Source organism: Bdellovibrionales bacterium (assembly GCA_016716765.1).
GTDB lineage: Bacteria > Bdellovibrionota > Bdellovibrionia > Bdellovibrionales > UBA1609 > JADJVA01.
The window spans coordinates 461,056-474,530 of record JADJVA010000020.1; the positions used below are offsets into that span (position 1 = coordinate 461,056).

The 13,475-nt window shown below is 43.0% G+C and carries 10 protein-coding genes and 1 pseudogene; 4 read left to right on the plus strand and 7 right to left on the minus strand.

The window, feature by feature from the left end:
* Positions 1-116: 116 nt before the first annotated feature.
* The 6 genes from IPL83_10825 to IPL83_10850 form a co-directional block, all read right to left on the minus strand.
* Entirely contained in the window at positions 117-1,037 is a 921-nt protein-coding gene (locus IPL83_10825; GenBank protein ID MBK9039641.1) for an NAD(P)-dependent oxidoreductase, read from the minus strand.
* Positions 1,030-1,557: a dTDP-4-dehydrorhamnose 3,5-epimerase family protein gene (locus IPL83_10830; GenBank protein MBK9039642.1), complete on the minus strand. Its 528-nt coding sequence runs from the start codon at positions 1,555-1,557 to the stop codon at positions 1,030-1,032. Before IPL83_10830 ends, IPL83_10825 begins: the two co-directional genes overlap by 8 nt.
* The gene (locus IPL83_10835; protein MBK9039643.1) at positions 1,554-2,786 is read right to left on the minus strand and encodes a class I SAM-dependent methyltransferase; all 1,233 of its coding nucleotides are present in this window, start codon (positions 2,784-2,786) and stop codon (positions 1,554-1,556) included. Before IPL83_10835 ends, IPL83_10830 begins: the two co-directional genes overlap by 4 nt.
* A complete protein-coding gene (gene rfbG / locus IPL83_10840; GenBank protein MBK9039644.1) occupies positions 2,787-3,848 on the minus strand; it encodes a CDP-glucose 4,6-dehydratase in 1,062 nt (353 codons plus the stop codon).
* 3 nt (positions 3,849-3,851) lie between these two features.
* A complete protein-coding gene (rfbF, locus tag IPL83_10845) occupies positions 3,852-4,619 on the minus strand; it encodes a glucose-1-phosphate cytidylyltransferase (GenBank protein ID MBK9039645.1) in 768 nt (255 codons plus the stop codon).
* 195 nt (positions 4,620-4,814) lie between these two features.
* Positions 4,815-6,488, minus strand: a complete 1,674-nt coding sequence (locus tag IPL83_10850) for a hypothetical protein (GenBank protein ID MBK9039646.1) — start codon at positions 6,486-6,488, stop codon at positions 4,815-4,817.
* A gap of 437 nt (positions 6,489-6,925) precedes the next feature.
* Between IPL83_10850 and IPL83_10855 the strand changes: the two genes are divergently transcribed.
* From IPL83_10855 to IPL83_10870, 4 genes are read left to right on the plus strand one after another with little or no spacing between them, the layout of a single operon-like run.
* Entirely contained in the window at positions 6,926-8,653 is a 1,728-nt protein-coding gene (locus IPL83_10855; GenBank protein ID MBK9039647.1) for a glycosyltransferase, read from the plus strand.
* Positions 8,640-9,491, plus strand: a complete 852-nt coding sequence (locus IPL83_10860) for a glycosyltransferase family 2 protein (GenBank protein ID MBK9039648.1) — start codon at positions 8,640-8,642, stop codon at positions 9,489-9,491. The genes IPL83_10855 and IPL83_10860 overlap by 14 nt, the downstream gene beginning before the upstream one ends.
* Positions 9,492-11,894 (plus strand): oligosaccharide flippase family protein, encoded by a 2,403-nt coding sequence (locus tag IPL83_10865; GenBank protein ID MBK9039649.1) that lies wholly within the window; start codon positions 9,492-9,494, stop codon positions 11,892-11,894.
* A 49-nt stretch (positions 11,895-11,943) separates the two neighbouring features.
* A complete protein-coding gene (locus IPL83_10870) occupies positions 11,944-12,813 on the plus strand; it encodes a glycosyltransferase family 2 protein (GenBank protein ID MBK9039650.1) in 870 nt (289 codons plus the stop codon).
* Here the strand turns inward: IPL83_10870 and rfbC are convergent.
* Positions 12,810-13,363: pseudogene (gene rfbC, locus IPL83_10875) on the minus strand (dTDP-4-dehydrorhamnose 3,5-epimerase). The gene IPL83_10870 and the pseudogene rfbC sit on opposite strands and share 4 nt — an antisense overlap.
* Positions 13,364-13,475: the final 112 nt, after the last annotated feature.

Below are 13,475 nucleotides of genomic sequence, written 5' to 3' on the forward strand. Positions count from 1 at the left end.
TAGGGTTACAACTTTTATGTCCTTAGCCTTCGCCTCCAAAATCGAAGAGTTTTATGGGCAAAGTAGCCGCCTGGCGTCACTTTATCAAATCTCAACCGGATTTTCCGACACCCTGTTCAAGATATCCTGAGATGTTTTAGATAGTCGAGAACTGCCTTCTCTATCGTAAAAGAGGGCGTAAATCCAATCTCCTTCGCCAACTTAGAATTGTCTGCCACTAATGGTCCCTTGCAGTAAATATTAGGCTTTCCTGAAGCCCATTCGACATTTGGATCTCGGCCTAGACTCCTACAGGCCAGAGCAACAATGTCCTCCACAGAATGCCCTTTACCAGTACCAACATTTATTGGCCCAGTAATATCCGATAGAAGACTCGCACAAAGTGCCCCAGCCACGTCCTTAACATAAATAAAGTCCTTCAAGGTTGGATCCTTAGCATTTAGAGATATTGATCGGCGCTCGCTGTCCGCACTCAATATGCTCGGAATCAATTTTCCACTTGGCTCGCCTGGGCCAAATAAATAAAAAAGGCGAGCCCAAGCAAACGAGAGATTTGCTCGTTTAGCAAGGAAGCTCAAAATTTCACATGTTTCGACTTTCACTTTTCCATAAAATGAGCTGGGTCCGATAGGTGAAGTTTCAGAAAAAGGTCCCGCTAAAGACCAATCATATTCAGCGCAGGTTCCCACCCCTAAAAATCTTATGCCCCCAAATTTTTCGAACTGCTTAAACAGACGAATGGTCATCGACATAGAATCGAGATTTCGAATACTTTCCCAATAGTCACCATGATTTACAAACCAAGCAAGGTGGAGAAGATGAGTCGGGCGGGATTTCTCAAAAAGGCTCCCCAATTTATTCTCATCACTAAGGTCGACATCAAAATGCTGAAAGGTCGCAGAGGGGCCGCAGTTGACTTTCGCTGGAGCGCCTAGGCCCACTGAGACAACGGAAATATTCTGATCCAATAAAACTTGGCAACAGTATTTACCTATGAAGCCATTCGCACCGGTGATCATCATACGCGGTTCAGACATAATCAGGAAACTTCATGTCGTTATCAGATATAACCAAAATATCTTCGGGTAACTGGATAGAAAAGACCGAATCGTTCCAACGGACTCCGCCAGCAAATTCGGGATAGTAATACTCACTCATATGATAATATAATTCGGTATTGTCAGCCAAAGTGAGAAACCCATGAGCACAGCCTTTAGGGATATAGACAGAAGTTCGGTTAATTTGAGAAATCTCAATAATTTCCCACTTGCCATAAGAAGGGCTTTTCTCACGTAAATCTAAAATAATGTCTAATGCTGAGCCTTGATGACAGCTCACAATTTTAACTTCTTCTTTGGGAGATTTTTGAAAGTGCATCCCCCTAAATGTTCCTCGTTTTAAATTTTGAGAAATGCTTTCCTGAACAAAATTGGATTCTAATCCTCGTTCTTGAAACTCCTTCACACAAAAGACTCGGCCAAATGCTCCCCTTTTATCTGAGTTCATTTCCGGGGTCACCTTATAGGCACCATTGATTTCTAGAGATTCAAATTTCAACAGTTCTCCTCTGTACTTGGAATCGGCACGACAAAACGACAACCCCAATTTCTAACTTCTTTCATTTGATCCATGATTTCGTCTTTTATATTCCAAGGTAGAATAACAATGTAATCAGGCTTTTCCTCATAAATGGCCTCTACTGGCCTAACTTGAATTCTTGTTCCGGGTAAAAGCATACCTTGTTTGTGTGGACTAATGTCGACAGTAAAAGATATGAGCTCCGGTCCAACACCACAGTAATTCAGGAGCGTATTGCCTTTTGCTGGCGCACCATAAGCAACGACCTTTTTGCCATTCCTCTTCGCATTAACCAAAAATGATAAGAAATCGAGTTTGATCCTAACGATTTTCTCTTGGAAGGAGCCATACCCCTTAATAGAAGAAAGTCCCAATCTCTCCTCACTGTCTAGAAGCATGGCACAGCTTGGAGAAACTGAGTCAGAAGTGTTTGTATTCTTCTTGATGTACACTCTTAGCGAGCCACCATGGGTTGGCAATTCCTCGACGTCAAATATTTCTAACCCATTTTTTAGGAACAACTTTGTCAGGAAGGTTAACGATAAATAAGAGTAGTGTTCGTGATATATGGTATCAAATTGATTCTTTTCAATTAAATTCAGCAACCACGGGAACTCAACACTGGCAATTCCATTAGGTTTTAGAAGGATATTTATTCCGGCGGCAAAGTCATTTATGTCGGGAACGTGGGCGAGGACATTGTTCGCAACAATGACATCCGCCTGAATCTCTTGCTTCACCAATTCCTTGGCGGTATCTACTCCAAAAAACTTTACGAGACTAGGAACCCCCTTTTTTTCAGCCTCAGCGGCTACATTTTTCGAAGGCTCAATTCCCAATATGGGAATTTCGTAAGGAATAAAATGTCGCAGTAAATATCCATCGTTACTTGCCAATTCAATTACTTGGCTATTTTTATTGAGTTTGCGTGCTGGAATAATTTTCTCGACAAAGGCTTTAGCATGGGCAACCCAAGCTGTAGAAAATGAAGAGAAATATATATAACTATCATGAAAATGGTGATCGGCCGGAGCAAAGTCAAGAGTCTGCACAAGAAAACACTTGTCACAAACATAGGCAGCTAAAGGATAAAATACTTCAGGCTTATTCCTATCTTGTTCGCAAACAAAAGCATTAGATACCGGTGACAGACCGAGATCAGCAAATACGTGCTTCAATTCTTCCCCGCAAAAACGACAATTCGCCATTTAGGGTGTCCTTCCTCGTTGCTCAAACATATTGATCTGCTCCTCGAGCAATAAATCCATTTTTTTAGTGCCTTCATAAAAAGATTTATAAAAATCAATCGTCCACTCAAGTCCTTCACTCAGTGGTAACCTTGGCCTCCACCCCAATTGTGTTCTGGCCTTTGTACAGTCTAAGCGAAGCAAGGAGGCTTCTTTCATATTATCGTCTGAGGTTACAATATCGAAGTCTGCGCCCTGCCCCCATTGCTCCTTCAGCTTGTCAGCGATCCATGCAACATCTTTTGCGTCAGAGTCCGAGGGACCAAAATTCCACCCTTCGTCGTATCCAGTTGTTGTGAAATTTTTCTCCGCCAAATCTAAATATCCAACCAATGGCTCTAACACAAATTGCCAGGGACGCACTGATTTCGGCGATCGGATAATTGCAGTCTCTCTGAGACTAAAGGCACGAACGAGATCCGGGATTAAGCGATCATTTGCCCAATCTCCTCCACCATATACATTACCTGCTCTAGCTGAAGCCAAACGTACTTTGCCATTGTTAAAGAATGAACTACGATACGAAGCCGTTACCAATTCGGCACAACCTTTTGAGGCACTATAGGGATCCTTCCCTCCCATAGCTTCATTTTCTCGGTATCCCCAATTCCATTCCCTGTTATCGTAACACTTATCTGAGGTTACATTCACAACACTCACAACAGAGTCTGTCGCTCGAACGGCTTCAAAGAGATGAACCGCGCCTAGTACGTTTGACTCAAAGGTGGTGACAGGGTCCCTGTATGAATCTCTAACAAGGGCCTGAGCGGCTAAATGGAGAACAACATCCGGCTTAAATTTCGACATGGCAGCTTTAAGAGCTGAGCCATCGCGAATGTCATTGATGACTTGCGGGATGTCTTGGAGTTCTTTACTTTCGGAATAAATGCTTGGCTGACTTGGCGGAGGAAGGGCATAGCCAAACACCTTCGCTCCCCGCAATAGAAGAAGCTTTGTCAGCCAGGAGCCCTTAAAGCCAGTGTGACCAGTTAGAAATACTCTTTTCCCATTCCAAAACGACATCAACTACCACATTTTCCAAGGGGCTTCACCGCTGCTCCAGAGTTTTTCCAAATAGTGCTTCTCTCGGAGTGTATCCATCGGCTGCCAAAAACCTTTATGATAATAAGCCATCAACTGACCGTTTTGGGCGAGCCCCCGTAAAGGCTCCTGCTCCCAGACGGTGGTGTCATCTTCAATAAAATCGAAGACCTTTTTATTCAGCACGAAGAAACCACCGTTGATCCATCCACCGTCACCGTGGGGTTTTTCGGTAAAACCCACCACTCGATTTTCTTCGACTTCTAGCGACCCGAATCGTCCTGGGGGTTGGACCGAAGTGATCGTCGCCAGTTTTCCGTGTTTTTCATGAAATGACACGAGGTCGGAAATATTAATATTGGACAACCCATCGCCGTAGGTTAGGCAGAAGTTGTCGCTGTCGATATGACGAGCGATTTTTTTGACTCGACCACCAGTCATGGTGTTAAGGCCTGTATCAACTAATGTCACCCGCCAGGATTCGGCCTCATTAGAGTGCACCTCTAACTTGTTGTTTCGGAGATCAAAAGTAACATCGGAATTATGGAGGAAATAATTCGAAAAGTATTCCTTAACGCAATACCCTCTATAACCCAAACAGATCACAAACTCATTGAATCCAAAACTAGAGTAATGCTTCATGATGTGCCATAGGATCGGGTTACCGCCAATTTCGACCATTGGCTTCGGCTTAAGCGTCGTTTCCTCACTCAGCCTGGTTCCCAGTCCACCGGCCAATATTACAACCTTCAAACACTCCTCCGGCGACTATATGAAAAATGAGCGAACTATTTCAGAATCTCAATCGTTAATCAATTCAAAAGAAAACAGGAAGGACAAAGCATATTTAGGTCGGCCGACATACATTACACTCTGCGTCGCGGATCATCAGCAAGGAATGAAGCTTGGGAGTTGAATGCTAGAGATTTTTTGAGACTCAGGTCCTTGCTAGGGGCATCTCTTGGCCAGAACTAACTCAGTCTTGCCATTGGCTCCGCTAGGTGTAAAAGCATTGGCCTCAAGTCGCTGGAATGGGCTATTGGTCCACTGGTAACTGGGCCAATGATCCACAAGACACATCTCAATTTTTTCATCTCGTCTCTGAGAGTGCAAAATGTATCGGTCTGTGACCTCAGGTATTTCGATGATCTGGTAGTCACACGTACTTCCACAATTCCACAGCCCTCTGCCAAAACCAGGATAGCTCATATGCCAAAAAGGCATCTCAGGAATCGTCTCCCATATTTGGTTCTCTGAATTTAGCTTTGTCTTGGTAGCTAAATCGGGCATAAGAGCCACTTTATATCCTGGTAAATACCAATTTATGAATTGGGGAACATAATCAAGTAATACAGAACTATCGAGAGGATATTGGGACTGTCTCTTAATTTTCTGTATTGCCTTGAAAAGAGGTTGGTCCTCTTTTTTGAGTGACATGAAGTCATAGAATGACAATTGAACCCCCTGAAAAGGCTTGAAACGAGCAGAGAGCTCAGGAGTGATGAGACCAAGAAGACATATTGATAAGATCAAGGTAATGGCTTTTTTGGAAACCTTTGGCAAACCAAAGGGGATCATCCAAAACAAAAACAAGCTGGTGATCGGCAAGTAATAGCGAGATTGAGAGAACGGGTGGATAAAATCAAATATCCGGATGATGAGGGCGACGATTGAAAGCGAAATAACTAAAGAAAGAGCCCATTTCCATTTTCGATAGAATCCCAATATAGAAATGTAGAAAATAAGAGCATATATTGAATAACGAATGCCAGGAAAATCACGAAGACTACGAAACCTGGTATCTTTAAAGAACACCCAATGAGATTGAAGGTATGGCCGACACAATATGATAATCACCAAAAAAGAAATGACCCCACCAACGACCATTGGCATTCCGTAATTTTTAAATAGAGGATAAATCCTCCGCAGAAGTCTCTCAGAGTGGAAAGTAGATTTTTGATTTAAAACAAAAGACCCCAGAAGCGTGAGTCCGCCGATGAGACTTAATAGGGAGCCCCCAAGAGTATGAGCCTGTGGGAGAAGGAATGCCAAAAGGAATAATCCCAAACCAGATCTTTTATCCGGTGCAAAGGAGTTTGTCCTAATTTTACCAATGAGTATCAGGAAGACGACAAATAATAGGTCTAGGAGGGCATGGTATCGGCTCGTGCGCGCGTGGACCAGACGCACGCTCTGGAATCCGTAAAGTCCACCAGCAACAATCGAAACCGCTGGATTAAGGGAGACATAGCTGATCAGGGCGTGAGTGATAAGTGCAGAGGATATTGAATGTGCGAGAGCAAAGGGCGCTCGAACACCTATGTCAGCGTCAAAATCGAACCGACGACTGACCTCGAGTCCAATTGCCGCCCAGTAGAATTGTAACCACGGAGTATATCGGTGGAGTGCTGATTCTTCAATCTCCAGGCCTCCGGCATTTACAGATGGCCGCCCTTCCTCATCGATAACGGTTGGGAAACCAAACGCCAAAATTGAACGCGCCCGTTCTGCAGTTTCTAGTTCATCTTGCCATAAATGGCGAGATCCCAGGCCAGGAAAGCAAACAAGAAGGACTAAACCCAAAGTGATAAAAGGCGCAATTAACTTCAATGGAAAATTCAATTTAAACCACCTTGGAATACCCGCAAAAAAGCCGTTTTCTCGTTTTAAAGAAATTAAGGTACTTAAAATCTGCTCAGGATTATGGACTCATGGCATATCATTTTTTGGCTTTGGTGCCATCGTCTTTAATGGGTGGTCCTCCCAATAATCTGCAAGGTCGCATCATGAGTGGGTTTTCGAGGTCCCTCAAAAACCCAACAAACGCTTCGCATCATCACCTATGAATTGGGGACGGTTTGCTTGTTCCTGTCTGAGACTTGGTCCGCACGTAAATGCCCTAGTATTGCACAGGCCAGGGCCGCATACCAATGGAGTGACTGGATCAATCTATTGACGGTGAAATCACACTCATCAGCTCAAAACTGTTTCACAGGACGAAGATTGCTTGATAAACAGGTAGATTGCGGATTCTGTGGTGTTGAATAGGGGTCATTGGGATGTACAAAATAACATTAAGATTGATAGGGCTTGTGGCCTCTAAGCCTTATCTAACAAAGGCCTTCGTTTATTCAATATTTTTCGATGGACCGAGAGCCACAGCTCAACGAGTTGCGAATAAATTAAACGGCTTTCAACAGAACTTTAGAAGCTATAGATTTTCTCTTTCCAAACCATCAACGTATTTTCCTCCAGATTTTCTTACAGCCTACCTGGTCGCAGAAACTGTCATTGATAAGGCTCCTGTTATTGAAATTCACAAGTATCAAGTTTCTGCAGATGGCAACCATGTATATCAAGACTCGTTTAAAATCATGTCGGAGAGGGAGTCTCTGGGGGATATCCTAAATAAACATGCCCAAAAGGAGACGTCTGAATTCCTTTTGGTTGCTTCGCGAGTAGGAACATCTGCGGATTTGATTACTAAAATCGGAGATCAGGTTTTCCTGAATAAGACAAAGGCATCTGCTTTTTATTTTGATAGTGAAGTCAAAATGACTCAGGGGAATATCCTCCCTCACTTCCGAACTGGGTTTTCGATTGAGTATTTGCTATCCAATGACTTTGTTGGGAATGCGATCGCCTTTGATCGGCAGGCTCTATTGAGTGTCGGAGGGTTCTCTCCAAAACACAAAGGCTATGCCTTGCTCACGGACATTTTATTTAAATTTTGGATAAGCAAGAAGGAGATTTTTCACGTTCCTGAAATCCTTCAGCGAGAGCGCGTGGGGGATCAGCTTTTTGGTGGCTCGTCTAAAACCGACGCCATCGAGGTTCGTCAGCAGATTTTAAAGCAGATGAAAGTATTGGGAACTGTTCGTCCATCGTCAAGAGTTCCAGGTGTTTTTGAAATTAAACCTGAATTAAGCGCAAAACCTTTGGTCTCTATTATCATTCCATTTAAGGATGGAGGCGAGGTGCTAAAACGTTGCTTTGCGTCTGTTTTTTCTCAAACTAAATATCCAAGATTCGAAGTGGTCGCTGTTGACAACAATAGTTGTGAAAACCAAACCTTTGATCTTGTCAATCAACTAAAAGAAGACTCAAGATTTCACCTCCTAGAATATAAGCATGTGTTTAATTATTCAGCGATAAACAATTTTGCAGTGGAAAAATGTCATGGTGAATTCGTTATTTTACTCAATAGCGACACCGAAATCCTGTCACCTGATTGGATTGAGTCCCTACTTCACTATTCAATGCAGGAGGGAATTGGTGCCGTTGGAGGCCTTCTCCTATACCCGGACAGATCGATTGAGCATGCGGGAGTGATTATTGGGCTCGGAGGGGTTGCAGGTCATTCTCATCGGGGAATGCCCTCTCATTTAAATGGATATTTTTCTCGTCCTTACTGTGCGCAAGAAGTTTCAGCACTGACAGCGGCATGTTTGATGGTGAAAAAGACTATTTATCAAGAAATTGGCGGCTTAAATGAAAAGGATTTGGGGGTATTGTATAATGATGTAGATTTCTGTCTCCGTTTACGACGAGGCGGATATAGAAACATCTACAATCCAAGATGTGAAGCCATTCATTATGAGTCCAGAACCCGCGGACATGATTTTTCATTTTCCAAGATCAATAGGAGACATCGCGAAATTGATTTTATGCTAGACAGGTACAGTTCTCTTTTTCGCGATGGTGATCCTTTCTATAGTCCGCACCTTGGAGTTGAAGGTCAGGATTTTGAATTAAAGCGAGGATCAATTTACTGTGGCCGACCTTAAAAGAAAAATTAGCATCATTTGTGTGAACTATGAAAACAGAACTGAATCAGAGGGATTTTTAAGACAGTTCATCGGTTTTGATATGAGCTCCATTTCTGTTTTAATGGTGGACAATTCGGAGAGAGCCAAGCTTCCAGAATCAATTTGTAGCTTGGCCCAAAATGCACGACTGGTCTCTTCGGGAAAGAATTTGGGCTATTTTGGTGCATTCCAATTTGGCATTGATTTTTTATCTAAAGACGACTCCCTCGGTGATTTCGTTATTCTTTCAAATCCAGATATTCGGTATGAGGCTGATTTTTTCGAGAGGTTAATTGATCTGAAGGTGACAGGAGAAATTGTTTTAGCCCCTTCGGTTAAATCTGGGCTGAGTGGAAGGGACCAAAATCCATTTATGACAGTCCGCCCCTTAGCTTCGAGGATGTTATTTTATAACTATATCTTCCGATTTCATCCTTTGTTTGTTTTATATGAGATCTTCAGCGGTTTGAAGAAAAGTCTATTGCGGACAAAGGGCCATTCGATCACGAATACGGGACAGAGTAAACCAGTAGATATCTATGCACCTCACGGTTCGTTGATCGTATTCACTCGGTCAGCGATAGGTAAATTATCAAATTTTAAGGGTTCGCCCTTCTTATTTTGTGAGGAGATTTATTTGGCTGAGACGTCAAAAAAAATGGATATAAAGATAAAATACGAACCCACACTTCGGGCCGTCCATAAGGAGAGCACGACAATGAGGTTGATCCCATCAAAGAAGATTTCTTCATATAAGGCCAGATCAAACAAAGAAGTCTATGAGCGATTTTTTGCCAAAATGGATACGAGGGATTAGTTGGATCTCTTAAGTAGTAGGCTTTTAACCAAGAATGCGATTTTTAATGTTTTGGGACAGGGATTGCCCATGTTGGTGGGACTCTTTTGTATCCCTGTCCTGATAGAGCGACTTGGTCTTGAGAGATTTGGAGTTTTATCCCTTGTTTGGATGATTATCGGTTACTTTAATTTATTTGATCTAGGTTTAGGTAGGGCGACTATAAAACTAGTGGCTGAAAAGCTTGGTGAAAATAACTCTGAAAATGTCTCAGGAGTCATTTGGACGAGCGCCATAGTTATCTTTGTGGCGAGTTTAGTTGGGGCAATATTTGTCTTCCTCGTAACCCCTTGGATGCTTAGGGAGGTTTTCCATATAAAGGAGCATCTCCTCGATGATAGTCGACGAGCATTTTATTATTTAGCACTTGGGATTCCTATCGTCGCTATTAGTACGTGTTTTCGTGGTGGACTTGAGGCAAAGCAAAGGTTTGGCATTCTGAGTCTCATCCAAATTTTTCTTGGAATGTTTGCATTTGGTGTGCCGGCAATAGTGATTCAGTTTTCTGACTCAGTGGCATCTATTTCAATTGCTTTGGTTATTGGGCGAGTACTTGTATTTTTTTTACTACTCGCGGCATCTAGTCGGTGTTTTCCGGGGATTTTGAGGGAATTCCAGTTTGATAGGCAGTTGATTGGGCGGCTCATGAAATTCGGTGGCTGGATGACTGTGAGCAATACCATTAGTCCAATGATGGTTTATTTTGATCGATTCCTGATAGGAGCCCTTGTTCCGATCTCAAATTTGGCATTTTATACAACGCCTTACGAGATAGTCAGTCGTTTGCATGTTGTGCCCAGTTCAATAGTTCGTGTTCTTTTTCCCGCATTTTCGAATGTTCAACTGCGAGCTCCACAAAGACTCGTGTCGATATTTGATACTGGAAACAGAGTCATATTTTTAATTTTTTTTCCGTTGGTTTTGGTACTCGTTGCGTTTAGCCAGGAGTTGCTCACACTATGGCTTGGACCTGAGTTTTCGGCGAGCAGTCATCGGGTGCTCGAAATTATTGCGATCGGTTTTTTCATAAATGCGTTGGCACAAATTCCATTTTCTTTTATCCAAAGCTTGGAGAGAGCGGATCTTACGGCAAAACTTCATCTCGTTGAATTTCCTATCTACTTTGTTGCCGTATGGTACCTGACCTCAAATTTTGGGCTGGTCGGAGCTGCTTTAGCTTGGACTCTGCGGGTGACGCTGGATGCCTGGGCATTGGCATTAGTTTGTAAAAAGTTGGTTCCAAGCGTGTCTGCAAGTCTTAGGAAGATTGAATGGTCTGTCGTTTTTTCGGTATCATTGTATATTGTCATTCTAAATTCAGACAACCTCTGGACGAAGTTGTTTTCGGCGGCACTATTTATGGGGTTTTTTGTATTGTTTTCGTGGATTTACCTAGTCGAATTAAATGAACGAGTCTTGCTGTTAAATTTCAGACAACCTCATCGTAGGCTCAAGAATACAATTTCGGCAAAAGATGTGAACACGAAGGAATTCGAAAAGTCGACTGTGGCCGTGTACCATTCTCACTATCCCTCTGAGAGGCTTGTTCATTCAGTCAGGCGGATAGCCACTCAGGTCGAAAATGTCATAATTGTAGATTCTGCTTCGAGTGGGCTGTCGAGATCTATCTTAGAGAAAATTTCCAAGATGGAAAAGGTCCAGGTTATATTTAATAGCGAGTACTTAGGCGATGCTCTTGCTTTGAATCGGGGGATCAAAATCGCCTCTGAGCTTGGTGCCAAGTGGATATTGACTCTTGATCAGGATTCTTACCCTGAGGATTTTTTTGTAGATCAATTGATAGGCGAATTCATAGAGAATTCTGAGCAAGACCAAGTTTTTGCCATTTATCCAACACTCATTAATGAGGCAACGGGAACAGAAATTGATGCCAGAAACAATCAAGCTTTCGCGCCTGTGCTTAACAAACGAGGTCCGTTAGCTCGCCTCTTTCGGGTGAGAGATTTTTTTAATATCGGTGCTTTTGATGAAGGGTTATTTAGAGAGTATATTTGTCTTGAGCATCACTTTCGGGTGATTCGCTCAGGATTTAAAATTGTTGAATCTACCAAGGCAAGGCTGACAATTAATCCCAAGGCTTATCTTGAGGAGCAATTTCAAGTCTGTGAGATTGCTTCAATTGAGTTTGCTCGTGAAGGCCGATACTATGATTCGAGAAATAGATTTATTTTGTATTTTCGCTACGGCCTAATCGATCCGCGCTGGGTTTGGCTGGACTTTCAGCTCTTTTGCAAGGCAGTTTTGAATACTCTAGCAAAGGAAGAGAAAAAGTTGCAAAAGGTTTTGGATATTGCCTCTGGTGTGTCCCATTCTTTCTCGGGAAAAATGGGCCGAAATACATGAACTAGGGGTGGAATGGGTTATTTAGATTGATTGAACGAGGGAGAGCGTTTTGAAATCCATTGCTGCTATCGTGGTCACGTTTCATCCAAAAGCAGAGGTGATCGACGGATTGGTGGCCATTGCGTCTTCTGTAAAACACAGCTATGTCATCGATAATGGTTCATCATTACATAACGATTTTCTTCGAGAAGTCGAAAAGCGACCTAACACTACTTTAATCAGGCTCGGCCACAATTTGGGTATTGCCTCGGCACTTAATGTGGGTGTCAAACACGCTTTAGCGAGCGATGTGGACTGGGTTTTAACCCTTGATCAAGATACATTGCTCACTTCTGAAGTTATAGATAAAATGATGGAGGCTTATGAACTCTATCCAAATCAAGATCAAATTGGAATTTTAGCTCCAACTCATTTTGAAAAGAACACGGGACCTCAGAAAAAGCTTCGTAGCAAGGGCAAAGATGTTCTCATTCCTCGGGAGCACGTGATAAGTTCTGGCTGCCTTATTCCGCGTTCAACTTTTGACCGAGTCTCCGGATTTGATGAGGATCTTTTTATAGATATGGTAGATCATGATTTTTGCTTAAAGGTCAGAAAGTCGGGGCTCGAAGTTTTCATGATTGGGAACGCGCAAATGGCCCATTCATTGGGAGCCTCAAAGCGTCACAAATTTGGTCCCCTGTCTTTTTTCTCCCATAATTACCCAGTTGAGCGGCAGTATTATCGTGCGCGCAATCGCATCGTTCTCTATCGAAGGCATTTTGGCGCATGGGTTTGGCGAGATCAACAATTCGCGATCAAGGATCTTACGAAGGTCCTATTGGTTGAGACCAATAGATGGAAAAAAATCAAGGCGATACTACATGGCACGCGAGATGGACTGGTTGGCCGGATGGGGCCTTATCGTAGTTCGATCTAAAATCGGGGATTATTTTGGTATTGTGCAAAAGTCTGAACGTCTTCATCCCGGGCGCTAACGATTGGATGAGTGACTGGCCATTTGATATCGAAATCAGGATCTGACCATTTTATACCTTCCTCGCCTTTTCCGTTATAGACTGACGTGGTTTTATAATAGACATCTGCTGTCTCATGACCGACATTGCAAAATCCATGGGCAAACCCAGGGGGGATCCAGAGCAGAGTTTGGTCGTCCCCATTTAGCTCAATTCCCGCCCATTTGCCATAGGTCGAACTGTCTTTACGAATATCAACGGCAACATCCCAGATACGACCCCTAATGACTCCCACAAGTTTTCCTTGAGGCTTATCGAATTGATAGTGGAGGCCTCGTAAGACTCCAGGAGCTGAGCGCGATAGGTTGTCTTGGACAAATTCAATAGGTAAGCCAACGGCTGAAAAGTGACTGGCGTTAAATCTTTCCACAAAAAACCCCGATCGTCATCAAAGCGCCTCAGGGTCACTACTTTTAATCCAGGGATTTTATAGTCTTCAACTTGAACATTCATAGCAGGTGTAGCTTTCATCATTTGCACTTTTGATACTTGATTCGATTAGTAGCATTGTCTCCTGGATTTTGGCCAGCCAAGCCAGTTAACACGCGGCGCGCCACTTGTGTTT

What these genes read in the sequence shown, in the direction of transcription:
- IPL83_10825 (MBK9039641.1), bottom strand. Translation starts at nt 1,037, where the DNA reads ATGTCTGAACCGCGTATGATGATCACCGGTGCGAATGGCTTCATAGGT.
- IPL83_10835 (MBK9039643.1), bottom strand. Translation starts at nt 2,786, where the DNA reads ATGGCGAATTGTCGTTTTTGCGGGGAAGAATTGAAGCACGTATTTGCT.
- rfbG (MBK9039644.1), bottom strand. Translation starts at nt 3,848, where the DNA reads ATGTCGTTTTGGAATGGGAAAAGAGTATTTCTAACTGGTCACACTGGC.
- IPL83_10855 (MBK9039647.1), top strand. Translation starts at nt 6,926, where the DNA reads ATGTACAAAATAACATTAAGATTGATAGGGCTTGTGGCCTCTAAGCCT.